Annotated in this window: 13 protein-coding genes; 2 read left to right on the plus strand and 11 right to left on the minus strand. The window is 63.5% G+C overall.

Annotated elements, in window-relative coordinates:
* Positions 1 to 2 precede the first annotated feature (2 nt).
* The 3 genes from ACZ9BE_RS09310 to ACZ9BE_RS09320 form a co-directional block, all read right to left on the minus strand.
* Positions 3 to 569, minus strand: coding sequence for a GNAT family N-acetyltransferase (locus tag ACZ9BE_RS09310; protein ID WP_252877954.1), 567 nt, complete (start codon positions 567 to 569; stop codon positions 3 to 5).
* Between the two features lie 86 nt (positions 570 to 655).
* Positions 656 to 1,660: an NAD(P)-dependent oxidoreductase gene (locus tag ACZ9BE_RS09315; RefSeq protein WP_476249286.1), complete on the minus strand. Its 1,005-nt coding sequence runs from the start codon at positions 1,658 to 1,660 to the stop codon at positions 656 to 658.
* A gap of 102 nt (positions 1,661 to 1,762) precedes the next feature.
* Positions 1,763 to 2,704, minus strand: coding sequence for a LysR family transcriptional regulator (locus ACZ9BE_RS09320; protein ID WP_150635584.1), 942 nt, complete (start codon positions 2,702 to 2,704; stop codon positions 1,763 to 1,765).
* Positions 2,705 to 2,824: 120 nt separating this feature from the next.
* Here ACZ9BE_RS09320 and ACZ9BE_RS09325 point away from each other — a divergent pair, with 120 nt between their 5' ends.
* Together ACZ9BE_RS09325 and ACZ9BE_RS09330 are read left to right on the plus strand one after the other, a co-directional pair.
* The gene (locus tag ACZ9BE_RS09325; protein WP_460160682.1) at positions 2,825 to 3,577 is read left to right on the plus strand and encodes an SDR family NAD(P)-dependent oxidoreductase; all 753 of its coding nucleotides are present in this window, start codon (positions 2,825 to 2,827) and stop codon (positions 3,575 to 3,577) included.
* 221 nt (positions 3,578 to 3,798) lie between these two features.
* Positions 3,799 to 4,395: a trypsin-like peptidase domain-containing protein gene (locus ACZ9BE_RS09330; protein WP_150742630.1), complete on the plus strand. Its 597-nt coding sequence runs from the start codon at positions 3,799 to 3,801 to the stop codon at positions 4,393 to 4,395.
* Here the strand turns inward: ACZ9BE_RS09330 and ACZ9BE_RS09335 are convergent, their stop codons facing one another.
* From ACZ9BE_RS09335 to ACZ9BE_RS09370, 8 genes are all read right to left on the minus strand, one after another.
* The gene (locus ACZ9BE_RS09335) at positions 4,396 to 5,592 is read right to left on the minus strand and encodes an HlyD family type I secretion periplasmic adaptor subunit (RefSeq protein WP_442101727.1); all 1,197 of its coding nucleotides are present in this window, start codon (positions 5,590 to 5,592) and stop codon (positions 4,396 to 4,398) included.
* Positions 5,589 to 7,751, minus strand: coding sequence for a type I secretion system permease/ATPase (locus tag ACZ9BE_RS09340; protein ID WP_315435535.1), 2,163 nt, complete (start codon positions 7,749 to 7,751; stop codon positions 5,589 to 5,591). Before ACZ9BE_RS09340 ends, ACZ9BE_RS09335 begins: the two co-directional genes overlap by 4 nt.
* Positions 7,748 to 9,184, minus strand: coding sequence for a TolC family outer membrane protein (locus tag ACZ9BE_RS09345; protein WP_110645707.1), 1,437 nt, complete (start codon positions 9,182 to 9,184; stop codon positions 7,748 to 7,750). Before ACZ9BE_RS09345 ends, ACZ9BE_RS09340 begins: the two co-directional genes overlap by 4 nt.
* A gap of 43 nt (positions 9,185 to 9,227) precedes the next feature.
* Positions 9,228 to 20,957 carry a BapA/Bap/LapF family large adhesin gene (locus ACZ9BE_RS09350; RefSeq protein WP_476249287.1) on the minus strand — a complete coding sequence of 3,910 codons (11,730 nt, stop codon included), beginning with the start codon at positions 20,955 to 20,957 and terminating at the stop codon, positions 9,228 to 9,230.
* A 408-nt stretch (positions 20,958 to 21,365) separates the two neighbouring features.
* Positions 21,366 to 22,325, minus strand: coding sequence for an alpha/beta hydrolase (locus ACZ9BE_RS09355; protein ID WP_476249288.1), 960 nt, complete (start codon positions 22,323 to 22,325; stop codon positions 21,366 to 21,368).
* Between the two features lie 61 nt (positions 22,326 to 22,386).
* Entirely contained in the window at positions 22,387 to 23,415 is a 1,029-nt protein-coding gene (locus ACZ9BE_RS09360; RefSeq protein WP_071171997.1) for a transketolase family protein, read from the minus strand.
* The gene (locus tag ACZ9BE_RS09365; RefSeq protein ID WP_476249289.1) at positions 23,412 to 24,260 is read right to left on the minus strand and encodes a transketolase; all 849 of its coding nucleotides are present in this window, start codon (positions 24,258 to 24,260) and stop codon (positions 23,412 to 23,414) included. The genes ACZ9BE_RS09360 and ACZ9BE_RS09365 overlap by 4 nt, the downstream gene beginning before the upstream one ends.
* Positions 24,261 to 24,277: 17 nt before the next feature.
* The gene (locus ACZ9BE_RS09370; RefSeq protein WP_123442684.1) at positions 24,278 to 25,576 is read right to left on the minus strand and encodes an MFS transporter; all 1,299 of its coding nucleotides are present in this window, start codon (positions 25,574 to 25,576) and stop codon (positions 24,278 to 24,280) included.
* Positions 25,577 to 25,649: the final 73 nt, after the last annotated feature.

Raw genomic sequence — 25,649 nt, forward strand, 5'->3', positions numbered from 1 at the left:
CTCTAACAATCAATTGACCGGTTTGTTTCTTCGGCAAGCCATTCGCTGCGCGTGATCTCCCACACCTCCACCGGCATCGGCCCCGACACAAACTGGCCGTCCCGTGTTTCAGCCATCCGCATGCCTTCATCTTCGGAAATCTTGCGCGAAGCGCGGTTGGCGGCGGCCTTGGGCACCTGCATCAATGGGCGCATCAACGTATCGAACCAGTAGGCATTGATCACCTTGCAGGCCTCGCGCATGTAGCCGTTGCCCTGAAACTGTGGGGCGAGCCAGAAGCCTCGATGGTTACCCGGTTGATCAAACAGGCTGATACTGCCGATGCAGCTCTCGGGCTGAACGCGGGTGCGGATCATCCAGTGCCATTCCTTTGCGGCAGCCATCGCGGGCAGCGCGACATCGCGGACGTAAACAAGCGCGCCGTCGTCCGGATACGGCCACGGAACGCGGCTGTCGAGATAGCGCACGACCTCCCATTGCGGAAACAATTGTTGCACCGCCGCTGCATCACTCAGTTGCAGCGGCGTGAGGATCAAGCGGCGGGTGTAAAGCGTGGGGATGCAATCCATGGCAATCAATCCTTGCGAGCAGTGGCGGGCAGCACCGGTACTCTCTCAAACGAGCAGTTCAAGTGTCGAGTGACCTGTGCGCCGTCTCACTCAAGTAGTTCGATCAACTCCCCACCGTCCTCTTTCAATCGCTGCAAAAACACCTGTGCCTCCAGCAACTGATACGGAAAATACAGCCCCGGCCTTACCGGCACTTGCCCATCCAGCCCAACCAGTCGCTCCAGCAGCATGGCCACGCTGAGCCCGGTCAACGCCGCTGCACCTGCGCGGTGAACTACGGCGTGGCGGGTGCGCAATGGCTGGCCATCGTGATCCGTGCCTTCAAGTTCGATGAGTATTTCCGTCGACATCGGCCGGCCCTGACGCCGGGTCGAGCTGACGCCGCTGGCGAGGTTGAACTCGACGTTCGGGGCGTCGGTGGCGACGGCCAGGCCGGTGACGTCGATCGAGGAAAAGCCGGCGCCCTGCAGGGTCGTGCCGTCGACGGCGCGGAAGCTGACCTTGGCGTCGTCGCCTTCACGCCAGATGAATTCGCCGTCACGGCGGGTCAGCGCGGCGGGCAGCATTTTGTTCAGGTGTTCGAAATCGACGGCCACGGTCGGGCCGCCGCCGTCCTGTTCGTCGACCAGTGCATGGATGTGGATGTCGTGCACGCGGGCGAATGCCTTGGCGAGGTGCAGCGTTGCCACGGTGGTGGCACCGACCATCCATTCGTAGCCGAGGACAATGGGCGACGCGTCAGGCGTGTGCATGAAACTGGCGATCTGCGGGGCGATTTCGAACACGCCGGAAGAGATGCTCAAGTGCGGCACCTTGCGCTTTTGCGCAAAGCGCAGCCCGGCGAGGGCGTGGTCCATGTAGAACAGGGCGATGGCGCTGACCGGGCGATCACCCAGCCCCAGATCATCTGCGCGAGCATCGATGACCACACCCTGGGCATTGCCGATTTGCTCGGCGGTTTGCTCAGCCTTGGCGAGGTCGCGTCCGCCGATCAGCAAGGGGACGTCGGGATGCGCCGCGCGCAATGCGCGGGCCGTCTGATGGCCGATGGCGCCGGAGCCGCCCATGAACAGAATGGGATGAAGTGGCATGAATCCTCCTCATTTTTCCTGGATTGAAACGTGCTTGGGCTAGACACCCTAGCACGCACTTTCCGGATTGCCCGTGCGGTCCTCAGGCGCACCGACGAACGTTCATTTGAGCAAGTACGAAGCGTGGGCCGGATCACAGCGCCACACCGGCTCTGACAGATGCTCGGCAAAGAAGTCGGACAGCGCGCGGATTTTCGCTGGCCGACTGCGTGCAGACGGCGTCACGAAATACAGGCCGCCGCGCGTCATGTGCCACTCCGGCAGCAACACTTCCAGCCGCCCATCGGCCAGGTATTCGCTGGCGATGAATTCCGGTAGTTCGGCGATCGCCAGCCCTTCGAGCAACACCGGCAGCAGCGCATCGGAATTGGTCACGCGCAACGGGCCTTTCGGCACGACATCTTCCTCGACGCCGCTCTCGTGGGTGAAGCGCCAGACTTGTGTACGCGCACGGTAGGCGTAACTCAGGCACGAACGCGTCGCCAGATCACGCGGGTGCGCGGGGCGTCCATGAGTTTCCAGGTAGCCGGGAGACGCCACCAGCAACTGGCTCACGGCGCACAGTCGACGCGCGACCAGCGATGAATCGGGCAGGGCGGCGATACGCAACGCGGCGTCGAAACCCTCGGCGATCAGGTCGACCGAGGCGTCGTGCAAATGCAGGTCGACAAACAGCTCGGGGAATCGGCGCAGCAGTTCGGGCAACAACGGCGCGATCCAGCGCAAACCGAAAGACATGGGCACGGCGAGGCGCACTTGTCCGCGCGGCTGCACCGAGAGGTCCTGGGCTTCACTCTCGACTTCCTCGGCCTGCCGGTAAATGTCCCCGGCTTTGGCCGCCATGCTCGAACCGAACTCAGTCAGTGCCAATTGCCGCGAGGTGCGGTTGAACAGGCGACCGCCGAGGCGCTCTTCGAGCCGCGCTATCGCGCGCGACACCGTCGGTACCGAAACACCCATGACCCGTGCGGCAGAAGCGAACGAACCTTCCTCCGCGACTTTGGCGAACATCGCCAGACCTTCAAAATCAGGCAGTTTGCTCATTTCAATTCTGCAACGATGAGTTTCAGACAAGTCTATTTTGAAAGGTCTACAGCGTCGATAAGCTTTGCCCAACGCGCAACCCAACGCTGACTGGCTGTATTCACGTTCTGGAGAAGACTTATGACTGGCAAACTTCAAGGCAAAATCGCACTGGTTACCGGCGGCACCACTGGTATTGGCCTTGCCACGGCCAAGCGCTTCGCCGAAGAAGGCGCTTACGTTTACATTACCGGCCGTCGTCAGGCTGAGCTCGATGCCGCCGTTGCCCTGGTCGGCAACGCCAAAGGCGTTCAGGTTGACTCGACGAACCTCGAACAGCTCGATGCGCTGTACCAGCAAATCGGTGCCGAGAAAGGCTACCTCGATGTGCTTGTCGCCAACGCCGGCGGTGGGTCGATGCTTCCATTGGGCGAGATCACTGAGGCGCACTACGACGATACCTTTGATCGCAACGTCAAAGGCGTGCTGTTCACCGTGCAGAAAGCCCTGCCGCTGCTGGCCAAAGGCGCATCGGTGATTCTCACAGGTTCCACAGCGGGCAGTTCCGGCACGGCGGCGTTCAGTGTGTATTCCGCGTCGAAGGCGGCTGTCAGGGCATTTGTGCGCAGCTGGATTCTCGACTTGAAGGGTCGCAACGTGCGCATCAACACACTCAGTCCCGGCGCAACCAAAACCCCGGGGCTGGTGGGGCTGGCCGGTCCGGACGCTGAACAGCAACAGGGTTTGCTCGATTACATGGCGTCGCAGATACCGATGGGGCGTGTCGGCGAGCCGGGAGAAATCGCCGCTGCCGCTGTGTTCCTCGCCTCGGACGACTCGAGCTTTGTGAACGGTATCGAGCTGTTTGTCGACGGTGGTCAGGCGCAAATCTGACTCTGAGAGGGGACGATGACGACCATCGCCCCAACCTCGCTACTTGGATCCAATCATTAACTCACTATATCGCACGCCGACAAGCGGTAGGCTGAGCCTATTGCTAAAAGTGATGGCGCAATGACATATTGCAGCACCTTTCCTCACCTCAAGATGTACCGAAAATGCGCCCCCTCAAGTCACTTGTTGCAGCGTCGTTGCTGCTCAGCGGGTGCAATGGAATGCCAGTCGCTTATGTTCAGGATCCTGTTTTAGACCAAGCCTTTGTCGTCCACTCCGGCGCGCCTTTGCCTTACGTGCTGATGGGTTCGGCTGTGCAATGGAATGAAGACTTCGCCGTGACGGTGAAGCACATTCCTTACTTGTCGGGCACGGTTTTCCAAGGGCAGGCAGACGTACAGTTCTTCCGCCACAAGGCCAATAGCGTGCCGGCATGGCGCGGCTACAAGCCGGGCGAAGAGCTGACTTCGGTGGGCTTCAATTCGCTGTACATGTCGGTCAAGGGCACCGGCCAGGCGTTGCCGGCCATGGTTCGCCTCGACGTCAAAGAGGGCAATGTGCTTTACGGCACCCACAATGGCGCGCTGGCCAAAGGCATGTCCGGCGGGCCGGTGTTTTCTGCCGATGGCAAAGTGGTTGGCATCAACGTGGCGTTTCTCACCCGCGATGATGTCAGCCGCCTCAAGCGCAAGGACTTGCTCGATCAACCGCGCGTAAGCATCTTTTTGCCGTACGCGGAGATCAATCGCGAGTGGTCGCGCTATCAGGCCAGCATCACCCCCACAGCGCCACCAGCGACCAAACTGGCCAGCCGCTGATCAGCGTTCGCGCAACGCTTCGCGGGCGCGGTTGAGTGGTTTGATCAGGTAGTCGAGCACGGTTTTCTCGCCGGTACGAATGTCCACCGTGGCGATCATCCCGGGGACGATGGCGAAGCGTTTGCCGGCCTTGTTGCGCAGTTCATCCGAAGCGGTACGGATGAACACGCGGTAGTAGAAGATCTCCGGCTTGGCTTCGTCCTGAATCGTGTCCGGCGAGATCGTCACCACCTCGCCGTCGAGGCTGCCGTAGATCGAATAGTCATAGGCGGTGATTTTCACTTTCGCCGCCTGGCCTGGGTGAATGAAGGCGATGTCGCGCGGCGAGATACGCGTCTCGATCAGCAGTTGTTCATCGAGCGGTACGATCTGCATGACCTGGCCGTTGGGCGCAATGACGCCGCCAATCGTGCTGACCTCGATGTCCTTGACGATGCCGCGCACCGGCGAGCGCAGGGTCAGGCGCGACAGTGAATCGGTGCGCCCACGGATCACCGCTTCGAGCATTTGCGCTTCGGCGTTGGCCTTGGCCAGGTCTTCGCGGGCGCGGACCATGTAATCGGAGCGGGCTTCGGTGGCCTTCAATTCCAGCTCCGAGCGTTGACGGGTCAGGCGCAGCACTTCGACCCGGCTCGAGGCACCGATCTTCGCCAGATTCTCGGTGATCGCCAGTTCGCTACGTACAAGTTTCAGCGAGCTCTGAATGCCGTCGAGGGTTTCCGCCAGACCTTTGCGCCGGGTCTGGTAGAGCTCGGTTTCGGCGCGGATCAGATCAGGAAACTCTTGCAGCGAGGCGTCAAACGTCAGGGGCTTTTCGCTGACCTCGGCCTGCAAGCGGTTGACGCTGGCCAGCGCCGCGCGGTACTTGGCCGCGCTTTCGCCGACGTTGGACTGGTTCTTCACTGGGTCCAGTTGCGCGAGGATCTGCCCGCGCTCGACCAAAGCGCCTTCGCTGACATTGAGCTGCTCGAGAATGCCGCCCTCCATCGACTGAATCACCTGCTCGCGCGAGCTCGGCACGACTTTGCCGGTACCGGTCGAAACCTCGACGATCTCGAACCACGCCGCCCAGGCAATGAAGCAGGCGAGCATCAGCGCGCAACCCCAGATCACCTTTGCGCCACCGGCAAGAGCGCGCTCATCGCGGCCATCGAGGTAGGACGTCGGATCCGGCACGTCGGTCATCATCGGCTTCATACCGCCACTCCTTTGCCCGGTGCGCGCAGCCGCGCGAGTGCCGCGTCGCGATGGTCGTCAATGACGATGCGGCCGTTGTCGAGGACGATGATCCGCTCGACCAGTTGCAACACACTGACCCGGTGCGTGGCGACCACCAGCGTTCGGCCCTGGGTCCAGGTCGCGAGTTTTTCCAGCAGCAAACGCTCGGTGACGTCATCGAGCGCGGCTGTCGGTTCATCGAGCAACAGCACTTGTGGCTGACGGATCAACAAGCGTGACAGCAACAGGCTTTGACGCTGACCTCCGGACAAACCCAGGCCGCCCTCAAGCACCAGGTGATCCATGCCTTTGGGCAGCTGCCGAACGAAGTCCAGCGCACCGGTGACAGTCAACGCGGCGATGATTTCCTGATCGCTGGCCTGACCGGCGCCGAGGGTGATGTTGTCGCGCAAGGTGCCGTGAAACAGTCGCGCCTGTTGCGACAACAAGCCCACATCGCGGCGCAGGTCGGCCGGATCCAGATGTGCCAGGGCGATGCCGTCCAGAGTGGTTTCACCGCTGCTCAGATCCATCGCGCCGCCCAGTGCTTGCAGCAACGTTGACTTGCCGGCGCCGTTGCGGCCGAGCAGAGCGATGCGCTCGCCGGGCCGGATGCTCAGGTCGATGTTGTTGAGCGCCGGGGACGATTCCTCGCTGTAACGAAAACTGGCCTGACGCATGCGGTAGTCGCCGCGAATCGCCGGCAAGTGCACGCGCTGACTGCCTTCGGGATGATCCACCGGCATCTGCATGATCCGGTTCAAGCCTTCGAGCGCGACCTTGGCCTGCTGCCATCGCGTGAGCACGTGGGTTAGTTGCGCCATCGGCCCCATCATCCGCGACGACAGAATCGACGCGGCGACCAGACTGCCGGTGGTCAGGTCGCCGGCAATCACCATCGGCGCGCCGAACACAATGACCACCGCGAACACTCCGCCCTGTACGTTCTGCGTCCACGCCACCAGGCTGTTGGTCAAGGTGCGCAGGCGCAGGCTGCTGTCCGCCGAGGCGGCGTTGTACTGATTCCACTGTTGCTGGAAACGCTGCTCGGCCTGCAGCGCCTTGATGTCGTCGAGGCCCTGAATGCTTTCCACCAGCATGGCGTTGCGCAGCGCCGCTTCACGCATCGACGCATTGGCGAGTCGCGCCAGACGCGGTTGCGCGATGATCCCGGGGAGCAACATGAACACCAACGCCACCAGTGGAATCAACACAAGTGGCCCGCCGATCAAATAGAACACCAGCAGGAACAGCAGAAAAAACGGCATGTCCGCCAGCGCCGTGGCGGTGCTGGAGGTGATCAGGTCGCGGATCTGCTCCAGCTCGCGCAACTGTGAAATGAACGAGCCGGTGGATTTCGGCCGCGCGGAATTGCGCAGGCGCAGGGCGTGGCCGAAGACCAGATCGGAGACGCGCAAATCGGCGCGCTTGCCCAGCACATCGGTGATGCGCAGACGCAGAATGCGCATGACGAAATCGAACAGCAGCGCCAGCATCACCCCGCCGAACAACACGTACAGGGTCGGCAGCGACTCGGCCGGAATCACCCGGTCGTACACCTGCATGGAAAACAGCACCCCGGCCATGCCCAGCAGGTTGGCCACCAGTGAGGCGATCATCACTTGGCTGTAGGGCCGCAGATCGGTGAGGACGATGCGCCGGAACCAGTGCTCGTCGTAGGGCTTGATGTAATCGTTGGTGCGCACGTCCGCCACCGGTTGCGTCGGACGCAGAATCACCGTGCGCAGGGCTTGCTCGGCGAGCGCGGTGGCGTCCATGCGGCTCTGCAAACCCTGGTCGCCACTGAAGCAGATGCCCAGCTCGCCGGTCTCGCCGATGCTTTCGAGCACGCCGACCTGACCATCGCGCAGTTGCACCACCAGCGGCGTGCGCCAGCGGCTCAGGCTCTTGTTGTCGAAAACCGCGAACTTCACGCTTAAACCGGCCTGCCGCGCCATGTGCCGAACCACTTCTTCGACGCGGCCTTCGCTGTGCACCGAAGCCAGGCGCACGCTTTCCGGCGAGACGTCGAGGCGATAGTGGCGGGCGACCTTGAGCACCGCTTCCAGCCATGGCGAATAATCTTCGCGAGCTTCGGCAGCGGCGGGTTCGGGGACAGTGATGCTGACATCGGTCATGGCAGGATCTCGACATTCTGGATGGCGCTGTGGTCGATGCCGAAGACCCGGCGAATCGCACCGCTGTTGTAGAAGCAGTCGATCTGCAGACGTTGCAGATCAGCCTGGGTGTTGACCAGATCGAAGCGCGACTGGTGGATTTCCTGCTCGGCGTTGAGCAGGTCGAGCAGCGGTCGCGTGCCCAGTTCCAGGTACTGGCGGCCATACAACATGCGCGCCTCGGTGATGCTGGTCTGGCGAAATTCCAGCGAGCGCAGCCGCCGGTTCAGACCCGAGGTTTGCGCCTGGGCTTCGGCCAGACCCTGGCGCGCTTGCAGACGGGCGAAGTCTTCGGCCGAGTCCGCTGCGGTCAGCGCATGCCCGGCGGCGCGGCTGCGCGCACTGATCGCACCGCCCTGGTAGATCGGCACTTCGAGATTGAGAAAGATCCCGACCTGAGTGCGATCGGCTCGCGAGTTCTGATCGTCGTAATGGTCGTCCAGATATTGGTTGACCGACGGTTGCAGCGACAGGGTCGGGTAGGCCTCGGCTTTGGCCTGGGCCAGCTCGGCCTGGGCCTGAGTGCGTTGCGCGGCGGCCTGGAGGACGGCGGGCAGGGTGTCGGAGATCTGCGAGGCGTCGCAGGCCTGGGTTAGCGTAGGCGCGGCGGCGTCGCTGACTGCTGGCGGCGTGCGTCGTCCGAGCAGACTGGTCAGGGTCGCTTGCCAGCGTGCGTATTGCGCCTTGAATTCCTGCAACGTCGCCGTCGCGCCTTCTGCGCGGGATTGCGCCTGGACCATATCGGAGCGGGTGCTGGCGCCCATGTCGCTGCGCTGTCTGGCCAAGTCAACGATGCCGCCGATGCCCTGAATCTGCTCGCGCGCAACCTCCAGCAGACGCTGATAACGCTGCACTTCGATGTACGCTCTGGCGGTGTCGCGGGCGATGTCGTCGATCGCCAGCAGAATCCCGGCCTGACTGCGCGCCACCCGGGCGCGGGCGGCGTCGACCGAACTGGAAACCTTGCCGAAGTCATACAGCATCTGTTTGAGGGAAATGTTCACCGACTGGCTGCCGGCATCGCTGCCGTAACCGCTGGTGTAGCCACCCTTGATGCCGCCGGTGACCTGCGGGTAATAGCCGGACTCGGCGACGTTGACCCCTTCGCCTTGCTGGAACAGGGTGCCGATGGCTTCGCCGATGCGTGGGTGCCAGTCCACGGCGAGCCTGACCGCTTGTTCCAGCCCCAACGTATCTGCGTTGGCGGCCGTTTTTGAAGCAGGGGCAGGGCGCTGACGATTGTCATTGCCTGCAGGTTGTTGCAGTTGCGACGGGCTGATGCTGCGCAAGCTGCTGTCGAGGTTGTCGTCAGCGCGAACGCCGACGGTGAAAGCGGGGTAGAGGCCGATGGTCAACAGGACCACCGGCCATTTCTGGCGAAAAACTGACTCCACAGACTTCCCTTACTGTTGAGAGACCGACGTTTGATGTCTTGTTTCAAACCACTTGAATGCCGTTCTGCACCCACAAGTGGTGGCTCGGATCCTCCTGTGCCGTGTATTGAACATAGTCGATGCCGTCGGCCTGTTGCGTGCCATCGGCGACCCAGCCATCGGTCATGTGCACGCTGTCCCTGTCGTCACCCTTGATCAGCAGGGTGTTGTTGTCCGAAGAGGTAATCGCCAGCAGATCGCCGAGATTCAATGTCAGCGCAACCGCACTGGAATGGTTGAGGTCGAGGATTTCGACGTTGTGGATCTTGCTCTGCAGATCGCCGAGGTTGATCGACACATCGCCACCGGCCCAGAGCAGGGTGTCGGTGCCGCTGCCGCCGTCCACCGAGGTGAACTGCTGATCGGCGATGATCAGCGTGTCGTCGCCACCGCCACCTTGCAGCGTGACGGCGCCACCGTGCGAGCCGTCGAGGGTGTCGTTGCCCTCGGTGCCCTGGATCAAGTCACTGCCAGTGGCGTGGGCCAGACCGAGGTCATCGCTGGCCAGTGCCGAGAACGCGGTGCTGGCGAATGCGCCGGCATTGTTCAGGTCGATGGTCAGCGTCGCAGTATCCACGGTGCCGTTGGGGTGGGTGAGTTGGTAAGTGAAGGTGTCTTCCTGGCCGATCACCGCATCGGTCAGGCCGGCCTTGAGCGTGTAGGTGTAGTTGCCGTTGGCCTGGACCACCAGGGTGCCGTAGTTACCGACCAGCGAGACGCCGTTGTACCCCGGCGCGACGTAACTGCCAGCGACCAGCACGCTGAGCAAGGTGTAGACCGAGCCCAACACATCGGCGCCGCCGCCAGCGGTGTCGGTGAGCAGGTTGCCCGACACCGGTGTGTAGCTGCCGACCACGAACTGATTGTTGTAGGTCGCGACGTTGATCAGGCTGGTGTTGACGCTGGTCAGCAGGCCGAGGCCGCCCACTGCCACCCGCACCTGATAACTGCCGGCGGTCTGGTCGTCGAACTTGATCCCGTAGTTGCCGCCGCCGAGATTGACCAGCGCGTTGCCGCCGTAACTCTTGACCAGCACGTACTGGTTGGTGGCGGTGTTGAGCTTGTACAGGCCCACCGTCATCGAACCGAGCAGCGCCAACAGGTTGCTCGAATTGACCACCACGGTCAGGTCACTGACGGTATCGGCCGCGACCACGGTGTTGTAGTTACCGCTGCCGCCGCCCAGCAGCACATTGAACGTGCCAAGGGCAGAGTTGGTGGTGACTTCGCGGTTGATCAGGGTGACGTCAGTCGAGGCGATGTCCGCTGTGGCATCAACCACCAGTGCCGGGCTGCCAAGGTTGGCGTCATTCCACACTTCGCTGGCTTGCGGGCTGTCGATGCGCACGTACAGATTGGCGGTGTCGCTCAAGCCGTTCGGGTGCACCAGTTGATAGTTGAACACGTCGACTTTGCCGACGCTGCCGACACTGCCGTTCGGTTTGTAGCTGTAGTTGCCGTTGGCGTCGATGGTCAGCGTGCCGTACAACCCTTGCACCGTGGTGCCGGCGCCGGCGCTGACCCAGGCGCCGTTCTTGAAGATCTGCAACTGCGCGCCGTTGTCCGGGCCGGTCTGATCGGCCGTGCCATCGACGCCGACGTTGGTGATGACGTTGCCGGTCACCGCTGGCCCGGCAATGCCGTTGAACTGGGTCAGGCTGCTGACATCCAGTTGCAGCTGGGTATTGACCGTGGTCAGCACGCCGATGCCGGTGCTCGACACCGTCAGTCGATAATCACCTGACAGCAGGTTACCGATGTCGACCCGCACGCCTTGGCCGGCGAGCGCGATCAGGTCGAGCAGGCCGCCGCTGCCGTTGACATCCAGAGTGACCCAGTTGCCGCTGGCATCCTTCACTTGCAGGGTGTAGACCACGCCATCGATCAGCGAAATCAGGCTACTGGTGGTCAGCGTCAGGGTCGGATCAAGACGCGTGCCGCCGGCGACGGTGAAAGTGAAGGTTTTCGAGAATCCGGCCAGCAGCGTGGTGAACGAGTCGTTGAAGGTCTGCGAGGCGGTGACCGGGGCCAGCGTGACGGTGCCGACGGCGAGGTTATCGCTGGCGATCACTGGCGCGTTGACGTCGACGTCCGGCGCAATGACGTTGGCGGCCACCGAAACGTTGCCGCGTGCGTCGCTGAGGTTGACGGTGAGGTTTTCACCGTTGATCTGCGCACTGCTCAGGGTGACGGTAAACACGCCGAGGTTGTTGACCGTAGCGGTGCCCAGGACGGTGCCGCTGGCCGACTTGATGGTCACGGTTGCGCCGGCTTCGCCGGTACCGGTGACGGTCAGGCCGTCGGCGCCGACCAGCAGCGCGGTGGCCGCCGCTGGAGGCGTCAGGTCTGGCGCCGTCGCGTTCGCCGCAGCCGATACGTTGCCGCTCGGATCGGCCTGGGTGACGCTGAGCACCTGGCTGTTGATCTGCGCCGATGCCAGTACTACCGAAAAGCTGCCGTTGGCGGCAACGGTCGCGGTGCCGAGCACCACACCGCCGACGCCGCGTACGCTGATGGTCGAACCGGGCACACCGACGCCAGTGAGCACGGTGCCGCTGCCATTGACGCTGACGCCGGTCGGCGCGCCGGGCGCGGTAATGTCCGGCGCTGTCAGGCTGGCGTTGGGCGACAGATTGCCGGCCGGGTCGACCAGACGCACGGTCAACAGCTGCCCGTCGAGTTGTGCGGTGTTCAGGTTGAAGCTGAACGTGCCGCCACTGCCCACGGTGGTAGTGCCAATCAGCGCGCCGCCCGGGCCGTAGACGTTGACCGTCGCACCGGCTTCGCCCGTACCGCTCAAAGTCAGACCGTTGGCAGCGAGCGTCAGACCGCTGGCTGCAATCGGCGCCTGCACGTCAGGGGCCGTCAGATTGAAGACCTGCGACAGATTGCCCGTCGGGTCGGCCTGTTGGACGTTGAGCTGTTGGCCGTTAAGTTGCGCGCTGGACAGTTGCACGGTGAAGGTGCCGCCAGCATTGACCACGGCGGTGCCGAGGACGGTACCAGCCGCATTGGTCACGCTGACGGTCGCGCCGGCTTCACCCGTGCCGCTGACCGCCAGGCCGGTGCCGTTCAGGCTGACATTGCTCAGCGGCGCCGGCGCTGTGGTATCGGCGACGCTGAGGTTGGTAACCGGCGAAACGTTGCCCGCCGCATCACTCTGCGTGACGCTGAGTTGCTGGCCGTTGAGTTGCGCGGAGGACAAGGTCACCGAGAACGAGCCATTGCCCGCCACCGTCGCCGTGCCCAGCACCGCGCCACCCGCACCGCGAACAGTGACGGTGGCGCCGGCTTCACCGAGCCCGCCGAGCACCAGACCGGCACCGCTGAGGACCAGCGCCGTCGGAGCGGCCGGGGGAGTGATGTCGGGCGCGGTTACGTTAAGGCCGGATGAGGTGTTGTTGGACGCATCGGTCTGAGTCGCATTGAGCACCTGGCCATTGACCTGCGGCGTATTGAGCTGTGCGCTGAAAGTGCCATTGGCGCCAACCGTCGCATTGCCCAGCACGACGCCGCCAGCGCCGGTGATGGTCACCGACGCGCCGACTTCGCCGCGACCGGTAACCAAAGTGCCGTTGGCGTTGACCGCCAGATCGCTGAGTGGCGCCGGCGCCGAGGTGTCACCTGCGGTGATTTCAGTCGGCAGCGAGGCGCCACCCAACGCAGTGTTGGCGGTGACTTCGAGGCTTTGGCCGTTGGTTTGCGCGGGCGTCAGCAACACGCTGAACGTGCCATCTCCGCCGGTGACGCCGGTGCCGATCAGACTGTTGTCAGGCCCATAAACATTGATGGTGGTGCCGATCGCCGCTGTGCCGGTCAGCGTCACGCCGTCGGCTGTCAGCACAAGATTGTCCGGCGCAGCCGGGGCTGGCACTGCCGGAACAGTCAGGTCGGCGTCTGCAGACACGTTGGTCGCGACATCTGTTTGCTTCACGGTCAGCACTTGGCCGGCGGTGATGCCCGGGTCCAGATCGATCAGGAATGTGCCGTTGGCCGCGACCGTGCCGGTGCCGACAACATCGCCCAGCGCATCGGTCACTTCGACACTCGCGCCGGCTTCGCCGCGACCGGCGAGCTGGGTCAGATCACCGCTGATGGTCAGGCCGGTAACGGCATCGGGAGGAGTGATGTCAGGTGCCGGGAAGAGGAATGTCGGCGATGAGTTTTGCGCCTCGTCCGTCGCGATCACCGACAACAACTGACCGTTGGCCTGGGCTGGATTCAGCGTAACGGTGTAGGTGCCGTCGCCCAGTGCCACCGCTGTGCCGAGCACGGTGCCGGTGGCGGACAGCACAGTCACGGTGCTGCCGGCTTCGGCGGTACCGGCGAGCAGGGTGCCGGCGCCGGTCAGCGATGTGACTGTCGGTGCGATCGGTGCGGTGCTGTCCGGTGCGTCGACCAGTACGGGCTCGGACTGGTTGTTTTGTGCGTCGGCCTGCACGACCGACAGTGCACGACCATCGAGTTGCGCAGCCGACAACGTCACGCTGAAACTGCCGTCTGCGGCCACGGTCGCTGTGCCGAGCACCACCGTGCCGTCACGCACGGTGACGATCGCCTCGGGCTCACCGGTACCCGTCACGGTCAAGCCGTCCTGGCTGACATTGAGGTCGGCCACTTCCAGCGGATCAGTGCTGTCGCCTGCCTGTAGGGGCGCGGCTGGCGAAGTGTTCGACGCCAGATCGGTCTGATTGACGCTCAACAGCTCGCCGTTCACTTGCGGCGGATTGAGAGTCACGCTGAACGAGCCATTGGCGGCCACGGTTGCCGAGCCCAGTACCGTGCCAGTCGCGCTCAGCACGCGCACCGTGGCGCCGGCTTCACCGGTACCGGTCAGCGTCACGCCATCGGGCGTGAGGGCAAGACTGGCAGGCGCGACAGGCACGGTGGTGTCCGGTGCAGTGACCGGCACGATAGGCGAGGGATTGCCCGCCGCATCGCGCTGGATCACCGACAAGGCTTCACCGTTGAGCAGCGGTTGATCCAGAGTCACGCTGAAGCTGCCATCGGCCGCGACGGTGCCGGTGCCGACGATGGTGCCCACCGCGTTAGTGACGATCACTTGCGAGCCAGCCGCGCCGGAACCAGTAATCAGGCTGCCGCTGGCGTCGATATCGACATCGGTCAGCGCGGCAGGAGGCGTGCTGTCCGGCGCGGTCAGGGTGCCGGCAGGCGAGGCATTGCCGGCCGCATCCGCCAATACCACAAACAGCGCTTGGCCATTGGTCTGCACCGGGGTCACGGTGATCTGGAAACGACCATCGCTGCCCACGGTGCCGGTGCCCAGTTCGGTGCCATCGGCCGACGTCACACGGACAGTGGCGCCGACTTCGCCGGTACCGGTGAGCAGGCCGCCATCGGCATTCAGTTGCAGATCGGCCGGCGTCGCTGGCGGGGTCAGATCCGGGGCGGTGACCGTGACCGGGGCGCTGACGTTGCCGGGTGGATCGGCCTGCTGCACGCTGAGAATCTGTTCGTTGATCTGCGGCGGATTGAGGGTGACGCTGAACGTGCCGTCGCCGAGTACCACGCTGGTGCCGAGCAAAGTGCCGTTGGCATCGCGCACGGTCACGGTCGCGCCGGGTTCGCCAGTACCGATGACCAGCGCGCCGGACGAGTTGATATCGACGTTGTCCAGTGGATCAGGTGGGGTGAAGTCCGGCGTGGTCAGGTTCACTGCCGGCGAGTCGTTGCCCGCTGCGTCGGCCTGGACCACGGTGATCACTTCGGCATTGGTCAACGCCGGGTTCAGTGGCAGCGTGAAGGTACCGGTCGCGCTGACCACGGCGGTGCCAAGCACGTTGCCGTCACTGTCGATGACGCGCACCTGCGCGCCCGGTTCGCCGCGCCCGGTCAGGCTTGCGCCGTCGCCGCCGATGCTCAGTTGCGAAACGGCCGCTGGCGGTGTGCTGTCGACCGAAGTGAACGGCGTGGCTGCCGAGGTGTTGCCCGCTGCATCCGTCAGCGACACAGTCAGCGCCTGGCCGTTGGCTTGCGGTGTGGTCAGGGTGATCGCAAAGGTGCCGTCGATGCTCACGGTGCCGGTCCCGACCAGCGATCCGGCAGCGTTGTACACGTTGACCGTGGTGCCGGCCTCACCGGTGCCCGACAGCAAGGTGCCGTCAGCGCTCGCCACCAGCGCCGCCGGCGGATTGGGCGCGATTAGATCCGGGGCGATCAGGTTGACGCTGTTGGATTCGTTGCCGGCGGTGTCGGCCTGGCTCAGGCTCAAAGTCTGACCAGAGGTCTGTGCCGGGCTGAGGGTGACGCTGAACGTGCCATTGGCCGCCACCACGGCGCTGCCGAGAACCACTCCGCCGGTGCCGAGCACGGTCACCGTGGCGCCGGCTTCACCGCGCCCGGTCAGGGCCGTGCCGTTCGGTGCCAGGCTCAGTTCGCTGAGCGGCGTTGGCGCGGCGATATCGGCAGCGGTGTAGTCGGTCGGGGATGAATTGATACCGGTGCTCGACGTCGCCACGGCAGACAGCTGTTCGCCGTTGAGTTGCGCGGCGTTGAGGGTGACGCTGAAAGTGCCATTGGCCGCCACCAGCGCGCTGCCGAGCAACACGCCCGAGGCATTGCGAATGCTCACGGTGCTGCCGGCGGTGGCCGAGCCGGTCAGGGTCAGGCCGTCAGCGCTGAGGGCCAGATTGGTCGGTGCACTTTCCGCCAGATTGCCCGGTGCAGTCACCGGCGCCGCCGGTCCGGTGTTGCCGGCAGCATCGATCTGCACCACGGAAAGATTCGATCCAGCCACGGCAGCCGGGGACAACGTGACGCTGAAATTGCCGTTGCTGGCAACGGTCGCGGTACCCAGCAAAACACCGCCGGCATCGCGAACTTCCACGCTGGCGCCGACCTCACCAATGCCGGTCAGGGTGGCACCACTGGCGCTCACCGCCAGATCGCTCGCCAACAACGGCGCCGTGCTATCGACGGCATTGACGATTGCCGGGGCTGACGGATTGCCTGCCGCATCGGTGGCTGTCACGTTGAGTGCCTGGCCATTGGTTTGCGGGCTGTTGAGGGTAATCTGGAAAGTGCCGTTCGCGGGCGCCGTGGTGGTGCCGAGGATATTGCCCTGGCTGTCGCGCACGGTCACGGTACTGCCGGCCTCGGCGTTACCCGACAGTTGCACGCCGGCAGCATTGAGGGTCAATGCGCTCGGAATCGCCGGCGCAGTCAAATCCACGGCGGTGACTTCAACCGCAGTCGACACATTGCCCGGCGGATCCTCCTGAGTAACGGTCAGCACCTCAGCATTCAGTTGTGCTGCGTTGAGGGTGACCGTGAACGCGCCGCCGCTGCCGACCTGTGCGGTGCCGAGCAAGGTGCCGTCGGCGCTGCGCACAGACACGGTGGCGCCGGGCTCGCCGTGGCCGGTGACGGTGACACCGTCAGCATTCACCGCAACCTGGGTCAGTGCCGCCGGCGGGCTGATGTCGGGGGCGTTGACACTGGTCGATGGCGAGACGTTGCCGGCAGGGTCGGTCTGGCTGATCGCGAGCGCCTCACCATTGCTCTGCGCTGGCGCCAGGGTCACGCTGAACGAGCCGTCCGCGCCAACTACGGCGCTGCCTAGCACGATGCCGTTGGCGGTGGTGACATTGACGGTTGCGCCAGCTTCACCCGTGCCGCTGAGGGTGCTGCCATCGGCGCTGATCAGCGGATTCTGCACGGCGGCCGGCGGGGTGCCGTCGACGGTGACCACGCCAGTGGAAATCGAGGCGTTGCCGTTGGCGTCGGTCAGAGTGACCTGCAGGGTTTCGCCGGTGTTCTGCGCGTTGGGCAGGGTGACCTGGAAATTGCCGCTCTGGTCGACCACGCCGGTGGCCAGAACATTGCCGGCGGCATCGCGCACGGTCACGGTGCTGCCGGCTTCTCCCTGGCCTTTGACCACGGTGCCGACGTCATTGATCGTAACGCCAGTCGCTGCGGCTGGCGGTTGCAGATCGGTGGCGATGATGCCGGCGGGTTGCGACAGGTTGCCGGCGGCATCGCTCTGGATCGCGGTAAGTGCCTGGCCATTAAGTTGTGCCGGCGTCAGCGTCAGGCTGAACGTGCCGTTGCTGGCGACCAGTGCAGTGCCGATCACGGTGCCGGTAGCGTCGGTGACAGTGACCGTCGCCCCGGCCTCTCCGCGCCCAGTGAGTGTCGTGCCGTTGGCATTCAGCGCCAGATTGGTCACCGCGTCCGGCGCCGTGCCATCGATCGCCGTCACCGTGCCCGGAATCGACACGTCACCGTCGGGACTGGTGGCCGTCACTTGGAGAACTTGCGCGTTGATCTGTTTGCTGCTGAGCAACAGGGTGAAGCGGCCGAAACTGTTGATCAGCCCGGAGCCGAGCACAGCGCCGCTGCTGCTGGTCACCGTCACGGTGCAACCGGGCGTTCCGGCGCCGGTCAGGGTGAAACCGTCGGCACTCAAGGCCAGATCGGTCGGGGTCGCGACCTGGGTACCGTCCAGTCCTGCCAGCGGCACAACGGGCGAATCATTGCCGCCGCCGTCAGTGCTGATGACTTCCAGATTGCCGCCAGGCTCGGCCGGTGGACTGAGGGTCACGACGAAGCGGCCGTCCGCATCGGCCGTCGCGGTGCCCAGCACAGCGCCACCGCCGGCAATGCTGACGGTGACCGTGGTGCCCGGTTCGGCAAGGCCAGAGACCTGCGTGCCGGCGGGATTGAGCGCGAGATCGCTGACTGGCGCCGGCGGGGTGCTGTCCGGAGCAGTGACGCTGCCGGGAAGCGAACTGTTGGTGCCGTCCGACACCACGACTTGCAAGGCTTCGCCATTGGTCTGCGCAGTATCGAGGTTGACCGTGAAGGCGCCCGTGCCGTCAGCGGTCGCGGTGCCGATGACGTTGCCGTCGGCATCCAGCACCTGCACCGTGTTATTGGGCTGCGTGGTGCCGGTGACCGTGGCACCCGCCGGATCGATGAGCAGACCGCTCGGTGCAGGTGGGGCGGTGATGTCCGGTGCGGTGACCGGTGTGGCGGGCGAGGGCAGGGCGCTCGCATCGGTCTGGATCACACTCAACACCTGACCGTCGAGCTGAGCCGGGCTCAGGTTGACGCTGAAATTGCCATCGCTGGCGACCACCGTAGTGCCGAGCACCGTGCCGTCCGCTGCGCTCACCGTTACGGTACTGCCGGCTTGTCCGGTGCCGGTCAACGTCACGCCGTTGCTGGCGAGCACGAGATTGTCCGGCGCCAGCGGCGCGGTGGTGTCCGCTGCCGTCAGCGGCGTGTTGGGGGAGACGTTCACGCCATCGGATTGGCTCACTTGCAGTTGTTGGCCATCGATCTGCGGGCTGTTCAGCGGCACTGTAAAGGCGCCGGTGCCGTCGACGATCGCGGTGCCCAGCACATTGCCGGCCGAATCCTTGACCGACACCGTGGCACCGGGTTCGCCGGTGCCGCTCAGTTCAGTGCCGCCTGCATTCAGCGCCAGATTGGAAGGGGCAGTGGGGGCCTGGATATCCGGCGCTTCAACTGGAACTGCCGGCGAGCCAGTGGGCGAGCCATCGGTCTGCACAACGCTGAGGTTCTGGCCGTTGGTTTGTGGCGAGGACAGGGTGACTTCGAACCGGCCGTTGCTGCCGACCAAAGCTGTTCCCAGCACGGTCCCGTTGGTGTCAGTGACAGTAACGGTGGCGCCGATCTGACCCGCGCCGGAGACTACGGCGCCATTGGCGGAAATGCTCACATCGGTCACGGCGACCGGCGTGGTCAGATCGGGTGCGGTGACGTTGACCGGCGCCGAAGGATTGCCTTCCGCGTCGGTCTGGATCACTTGCAGTTGTTGCGCATCGGTCTGTGGTGTGGAAAGTGGAACGGTAAAATTGCCATCGGCATCCACCGTGCCCGTGCCGATGATGTTGCCGGCCGGATCGCGCACAGTGACCGACGCACCCAACTCACCCTTACCGGTGAGCGTCTGCCCCTGAGCGTCGAGCGCAAGATCGGAGACGGCCGTCGGCCCTTGGGTGTCAGGCGTCACGTAGTTCAGTGGTGCGGAAGTGTTGCCAGCGGCGTCGCTGGCACTGATCTGCAGTGTTTCGCCATTGTTCTGCGGACTGCTCAGTTGCAGGCTGAACGTGCCGTCCGCCGCCACCACGGCCGTGCCGAGCACATTGCCGTTGGCGTCGCGCACCGTCACGGTCGAACCGACCTGGCCGCGTCCACTCAACTGCGTGCCATCGATGCTCACCGCGATGTCGCTCGGTTGAGTCAGGCCATCGAGATCAATGGCGATAACGGTCGCTGCTGGCGAAGGGTTGCCGGCGGCGTCGGTGACCAGCACGCTCAGCGCCTCACCATCGATTTGCGCGGCATTGAGTTGCACGGTGAACGAGCCATCGGCTGCCACCTGCGCTGTGCCGAGCAGCGTACCTTGCGCATTGGTGACGCTGACCGTGCTGCCGGGTTCGCCACGGCCGGTCACCGAAAGGCCATCGCTGCTCACGGCCAGATCCGTTGCAGCGGTGGGGCCGGTGATGTCTGGTGCATTGAAGGTGACGGCCGGCGATTGCGCACCGGCGCTGTTGACCGCCACGATACTGAAGGTTTCACCGTTGGCCTGCGCACGAACCAGCGTCAGCAGGAAAGTGCCATCAGCGGCCACCGCCGCGCGCCCGAGCAGTTCGCCATTGGCGGCACGGACTTCAATCGTGGTGCCGGCCCGGGCGGTGCCGGTCAGTTGGCTGCCGTCGCTGCTCAAATCGAGATTGCCTGGCGTCGTCGGTTCGACGATCTCCGGCGCGCTGACCGTTGCGCCGGTCGAGATATTGCCAGCCGCATCGGTGGCATTCACGGTCAGCGGCTGGCCGCCGGTTTGCGCGGGGCTGAGGGCGACGCTGAAAGTGCCATCCGCCGCCACCACAGCGCTACCGAGCAGAGTGCCACCGGCGGCGCGCACCTGGATGGTCGAGCCGGCTTCACCGGTGCCGCCGAGTTGCGTGCCATCGGGGCTCACGCTGAGATTGCCTGGTGCGGTCGGCGCGGTGGTATCCGGCGCAGTGACCGTACCCGGTGTCGAAACGTTGCCCGCAGGGTCGGTGAGCGTGACGTCGAGCGGCTGGCCATTGTTCTGCGGCGTACCCAGGTCGACCTGGAAACTGCCATCGGCGCCAACGGTTCCGGAACCCAAAATGTTGCCGGCTGCATCGCGTACCTGAACGACACTGCCAGCTTCGCCAAAACCACTCAGCACCCGGCCATCGGCCGACAAAGTTAATCCGGTCGCAGGCGCAGGAGGCGTCGCGTCTCCACCGCCACCACCGCCGCCGCCACCGCCACCGCCACCACTTCCGCCCGCAGCGGCCGCCGCACCACCCGCGCCCAACAGGCCCAGCCCGGCAATCGCCCAGGCCGGCGTCGCGCCATCCACCACACCGACGCCAGCGATCAGCTCGTCCAGCGAATTGATTTCGTCAAAGGTAAAGCCGTTGAACGGTTCGGCGCTGTAGCGCGCCTGCCACAGCGTCGCGTCGTCACCCTGAAAGACAATGTCATTGGGCACGCCGTCAGGGCTGGTGACAAAGAAATTGGAGATTTTGATTTGCTCGCCAGACTTCAGATTGACGATCAAATCCTGACCGCTGCGACTGGTCGACGCCAATTGATCGGGCCGAACCGGCATTTGTACAACTGAAGGCTGACTGAGCTGAACATTGCCCCAGTTCTGGGCAGTGAGCTGAGAATTGGCTTTGTCGGCAATGACGATGTTGTCCATTACTACTCCCTGTAAATGGGTGGGGCGGACGTCCACGGGTGGTTTTAAAACCATAGATAGGGAGTGTCGGATGGGGCTGCCTGATTTTTGACGAGCGTATGGATGGGCCATTTGCCCACGTTTATCTCTTTGAAAATCTGTTCTATTCAGGTCGTTACCGTTTGTCGGGACGTTGGATCCAAGCAGTTTTTGGGTGCAACAAAATGTGTCGTTTTCGACATTATCCAAAGACACCTCGGAATAAGTCCGGGCGGAATCGACGAGGGTGATGGCTAAGCGATATTGAATTTCTCAAAGCGCACGCCACCCTCCGCAGCTGCCTGTCTGCGAAGGTATTAATCAATAAGCGTAGAAGGGGGGGGAAGGCTTTGTATAAGAAATCCTGTTTTACCGTTTCAGCGGTTCTTTCTATCCCTCAGCAGTTAATGCGCTAGCTATCGATCGCCGAAGTGATCGGACGATATCCAGCGCAGACTGATCGCTAACACTGCCGGGGCACTGATCAAACATATGTGGCGCCCCAGGGTAGACATGCAGTTCGACGGCAGCCCCGGCGCGCGACAGACGCATGGCAAATGCAACGTCCTCTTCCAGAAACAGATCCAGCGCCCCGACGGCCATAAACGTCGGTGGCAAGTCACGCAGATCGTCCTGCAGGGCCGGCGAAAACCAGCCAATTGGCAGATCATCCAGCGCTTGGTCAGCGCGCAGGCACTCCCAACAGAACTGGTTGGCTTGCGCCGGCCAGCCAATCACTCCGGTCGTGCTGTTCTGGTGAGGCGAGGCCGGGCTGCCCGAACGGTAATCGAGCATCGGATAAACCAGCACCTGGCTGGCGATGGAATATTCGCCGCGATTCCGCGCCACGATGGCCAGCGCTGCTGCCAGACCTGCACCGGCACTGTGACCCATGACGATCACGTTGTCGGCGTCCATGTTGAGCGTTTGCCGGTGGGCGAAAACCCAGCCGAGGGCGGTGTAGCAATCTTCCAGGGGAATAGGGAAGGGGTGCTCTGGCGCGAGACGGTAATCGACAGCGACGATGATCGCCTGAAGTTCTTCGGCGAGGTTAGCCAGATAGTCATCGGCCATTTCGGGGCAACCAAGGACGAAACCTCCACCGTGGATGTACAGGATCACCGCAAAATTACCGCCCGGTGCCCCGGCGGCAGGCCGGTAAAGACACAGGCGCAAATCCTCACCGTCGTGGGCCTTGGTCCATAGGCTTTCACCGCGCGCTTGTTCTCGGGATTTGAATGTCGCATGGACACGCTTCCTGATCGCGGGCAGCGTCTCCAACGTCCAGGCTTGTGCGCCGGGGGTTAAAAAGCTTTTGAAGTCGGGATCCAGCAGTTCATGTGCTTTCACGTTCTGCCTCCTGTTCTCGAATGAGCGAGCGCCTCTGATCGAAGCGCCGCCCACGGTGGAGTTACAGCCAGGCTTTGATCTGCGCGCAGACAGCCGGCGTCGAAATGCCGTAGCGATCATGCAGCGTCGGCAGGGCACCGGCGTCGAGGAAGGCGTCGGGCAACGCGATCTGTCTGAAGGTGGGCGTCACGCCATTGCGCAACAACAACCCGGCAACCGCCTCGCCCAAACCGCCGATGATCGAGCTGTTCTCGGCTGTGACCACCAGACGCCCGGATTTACGCGCTTCGGCGAGAATGGTTTGCTCATCCAGCGGCTTGATGGTCGGCACGTGCAGCACAGCCACATCAATGCCGTCGGCCTGCAATTGCTTGGCAGCTTCCAGTGAGCGCATGGTCATCAGCCCGGTGGAGATGATCAGCACGTCGTTGCCCGTGCGCAGAGTCTTGGCCTTGCCGATTTCGAATTTATAACCGTACTCGTCCAGCACCAACGGCACATTGCCGCGCAGCAAACGCATGTAGACCGGGCCTTGGTGAGCGGCGATGGCCGGCACGGCCTGTTCGATTTCCAGCGCATCGCACGGGTCGACAATCATCAGATTGGGCATGGCGCGAAAAATAGCCAGGTCATCGGTGGCCTGGTGGCTCGGCCCGTAACCCGTGGTGAGGCCGGGCAAACCGCAGACGATTTTGACGTTAAGGTTTTCCTCGGCGATGGCCATGCAGATGAAGTCGTAAGCACGCCGCGAGGCGAACACCGCGTAGGTGGTGGCGAAGGGTACGAAACCCTCACGCGCCATGCCCGCCGCAGCGCTCATCAGCAACTGTTCGGCCATGCCCATTTGATAGAAACGCTCCGGATGCGCCTTGGCGAAAATGTGCAGGTCGGTGTACTTGGACAGGTCAGCCGAGAGACCGACGATGTCCGCGCGCTGGTCTGCCAGCGCTGCGAGCGCATGGCCGAACGGTGCCGAACGGGTCGCCTGGCCCTCGGAGGCAATCGAGGCAATCATCGCCGAGGTGGTCAGGCGCTTTTTCACCGGCGCGCCAGTAGCAGTCGAAGGCGCAGTGTTGGCGGCGTTGCTCATTGGTCTTTTCCTTCTTCAAGGTTGCTCAGTGCCAGGTCCCATTCGTGCTCTTCGACGCGAATGAAGTGGGTCTTTTCCCGGTTCTCCAGAAACGGCACGCCTTTGCCCATTTTCGTGTCGCAGATGATCACGCGGGGTTGAGTACCTGGATGATTGCGGGCGGCATCGAATGCAGCGACCAGGGCGTCGAGGTCATTGCCGTCGACGCGCTGGGTGAACCAGCCAAAGGCTTGCCAGCGATCGACAATGGGTTCGAACGAAAGAATCTCGCTGGAGTAACCGTCGGCCTGCTGGTTGTTGACGTCGACGATGGCGATCAGGTTGTCGAGCTGCCAGTGCGAAGCCGACATCACCGCTTCCCAGGTCGAGCCTTCATTGAGTTCGCCATCGGACAGCAGGTTGTAGACGAACGAGGCCGAGCCTTTGCGCTTGAGGCCCAGGCAGGCGCCGACTGCGATGCCCAGGCCCTGACCCAGCGAACCGCCGGTGATCTCCATCCCCGGGGTGTAGGCGGCCATGCCCGACATCGGCAGGCGGCTGTCATCCGAGCCGTAGGTTTCCAGCTCGTCGAGCGGAATGATCTCGGCTTCGATCAGCGCTGCGTACAGCGCAATGGCGTAGTGGCCGATGGAGAGATAGAAGCGATCGCGCTGCTCCCATTCGGGATCTGTCGGGCGATGGTTCATTGCATGAAAGTAAGACACCGCCAGCAGGTCAGCTGCGCCGAGGGCCTGGCCCACATAGCCCTGGCCCTGAACCTGGCCCATGCGCAATGCATGGCGGCGAATGTTGTGCGCGCGCTGGGTCAGGCTCAGCGATGCAGCGTGTGCAAGATTAGTCGTCATGATGAAACTCCGTTGACTCAACGATTGACCAAAGCGGCGGGAATACGCAGGACCAGGCTCGCGCCGAGGAACAGCACCCCGGTGATGAGGTACATGCCGATGGCGCTGGAACCGGTCAGGGTAGTGATCCAGCCGATCAGATAGGGCGAGCAAAACCCGGCGAGGTTGGCGAAGCTGTTGACCGCCGCGATGCCGGCCGCCGCAGACACCCCGCCAAGCAGCGTTGTGGGCAGCATCCAGAACAACGAGGTGGCGGAGAGAATGCCGGAGGCGGCCAGGCACAGGCTGAGGATCGACAAGGTCGGATTGCCGCCCATCATCGCTGCCAGGCTCAAGCCGATCGCACCGGCGATCATCGGCACGATCAGGTGCCAGCGGCGCTCGCGATGTTTGTCGCCACTGCGGCCGACCAGGAGCATGGCGGCGATGGCGCACAGGTAAGGCAGGCTGGTCAGGAACCCGATGTGCAGCGGGTCGGAAACCCCTGCGTTACGCACCAGTGTCGGCAGCCAAAAGGTGATCGCGTATTGGCCCATCACCACACAGAAGTAGATCGCCGCCAGCAGCCACAAGCGCCGGTCGCGGATGAACTCGCCGACCGAGGCATGGGTGACCTTTTGCTGGTCGTCTTCGGCCAGTTCGCGAGTGATCAGCGCTTTTTCCTCGTCATTGAGCCAGGTCGCCTGATGCACGCCGTCTTTCAGATAACTCAGTACCAGCAGGCCGACGACCACGGTGGGCACCGCTTCCAAAACGAACATCCACTGCCAGCCGGCCCAGCCGTGCACACCGGCAAAGTGGTTCATGATCCAGCCCGAAAGCGGGCCACCGACCATGCCTGACAGCGGAATGGCGATAAACCACAACACCGTCATGCGCGCCCGCCGATAGGACGGAAACCAGTAGGTGAGGTAGAGCAGCAGGCCCGGCGCCAGACCGGCTTCGGCAATCCCCAGCAGAAAGCGCAGCGCGTAGAACTGCCAGGCGGTTTCGACGAAGGCGAACAGCGCCGAGACGATGCCCCAGGTGATCATGATCCGCGCAATCCACACCCGTGCGCCGACCTTGTGCAGGATGATGTTGCTGGGCACTTCGCAAAGGAAATAGCCGATGAAAAACACCCCGGCGCCCAGTCCGTAGACCGTTTCGCTGAGGGCCAGATCATTCATCATTTGCAGCTTGGCGAAACCGACGTTGACCCGGTCCAGATAGGCGCACAGGTAGCACAGCATCAGGAACGGCATCAGGCGCCACGCCGTTTTGCGATAGGCAGAAGAACGCACGGTCGAAACCGCTTCGAGCGACAGGGTAGTCATGATGGTCTGATCTCTTGTTTTTATTGACCGCCAGGCCATCAGGCCCGGCTGCGTCATCGATCCAGAACCGCAC

Source organism: Pseudomonas sp. TE9122, assembly GCF_056278925.1.

What these genes read in the sequence shown, in the direction of transcription:
- ACZ9BE_RS09365 (WP_476249289.1), bottom strand. Translation starts at nt 24,260, where the DNA reads ATGACGACTAATCTTGCACACGCTGCATCGCTGAGCCTGACCCAGCGC.
- ACZ9BE_RS09325 (WP_460160682.1), top strand. Translation starts at nt 2,825, where the DNA reads ATGACTGGCAAACTTCAAGGCAAAATCGCACTGGTTACCGGCGGCACC.
- ACZ9BE_RS09360 (WP_071171997.1), bottom strand. Translation starts at nt 23,415, where the DNA reads ATGAGCAACGCCGCCAACACTGCGCCTTCGACTGCTACTGGCGCGCCG.
- ACZ9BE_RS09330 (WP_150742630.1), top strand. Translation starts at nt 3,799, where the DNA reads ATGCCAGTCGCTTATGTTCAGGATCCTGTTTTAGACCAAGCCTTTGTC.
- ACZ9BE_RS09340 (WP_315435535.1), bottom strand. Translation starts at nt 7,751, where the DNA reads ATGACCGATGTCAGCATCACTGTCCCCGAACCCGCCGCTGCCGAAGCT.
- ACZ9BE_RS09310 (WP_252877954.1), bottom strand. Translation starts at nt 569, where the DNA reads ATGGATTGCATCCCCACGCTTTACACCCGCCGCTTGATCCTCACGCCG.
- ACZ9BE_RS09370 (WP_123442684.1), bottom strand. Translation starts at nt 25,576, where the DNA reads ATGACTACCCTGTCGCTCGAAGCGGTTTCGACCGTGCGTTCTTCTGCC.
- ACZ9BE_RS09315 (WP_476249286.1), bottom strand. Translation starts at nt 1,660, where the DNA reads ATGCCACTTCATCCCATTCTGTTCATGGGCGGCTCCGGCGCCATCGGC.
- ACZ9BE_RS09320 (WP_150635584.1), bottom strand. Translation starts at nt 2,704, where the DNA reads ATGAGCAAACTGCCTGATTTTGAAGGTCTGGCGATGTTCGCCAAAGTC.
- ACZ9BE_RS09335 (WP_442101727.1), bottom strand. Translation starts at nt 5,592, where the DNA reads ATGAAGCCGATGATGACCGACGTGCCGGATCCGACGTCCTACCTCGAT.
- ACZ9BE_RS09350 (WP_476249287.1), bottom strand. Translation starts at nt 20,957, where the DNA reads ATGGACAACATCGTCATTGCCGACAAAGCCAATTCTCAGCTCACTGCC.